1 rRNA gene is annotated in these 510 nt (G+C 50.2%); it reads left to right on the forward strand.

Features of this window, described 5'->3' with window-relative positions:
• Nucleotides 1-228: 228 nt before the first annotated feature.
• Nucleotides 229-510: ribosomal RNA gene (locus IEW82_RS19905) — 23S ribosomal RNA — on the forward strand; the annotation flags it as partial.

Here is a 510-nt window from a genome sequence, read left to right on the forward strand (position 1 = left end):
ATGTTCTTTGAAAACTGGATAACGAAAGTAAGCATAAATGAGAGCGAGTCATAACCGTCAATGATGTGTTGTGGCCGTTTGAAGGTTTGTTCAACAAACCGAAAAAGGGATGTTAGCACCAAGAGATTCGCGGAAGCCAGCGAACCGCCACCGGAGTGTACGTGTGTACATGAGGATGGAGGTGAGCGAAGCTGACAAAGAAGCTCGATGTGTGAGAACAAACCGATAGGTTAAGTGTGTAAGGGCGCACGGTGGATGCCTTGGCACTAGGAGCCGATGAAGGACGGGACGAACACCGATATGCTTCGGGGAGCCGTAAGTAAGCTGTGATCCGGAGATTTCCGAATGGGGGAACCCCCTACCCTGAACGGGTAGGATTCTTATCTGAATCCATAGGATAAGAAAGGCAGACCCGGGGAACTGAAACATCTAAGTACCCGGAGGAAGAGAAAGCAAATGCGATTTCCTGAGTAGCGGCGAGCGAAACGGAAACAGCCCAAACCAAGAGGC

This window comes from Pullulanibacillus camelliae (assembly GCF_014642655.1).
GTDB lineage: Bacteria > Bacillota > Bacilli > Bacillales > Sporolactobacillaceae > Pullulanibacillus > Pullulanibacillus camelliae.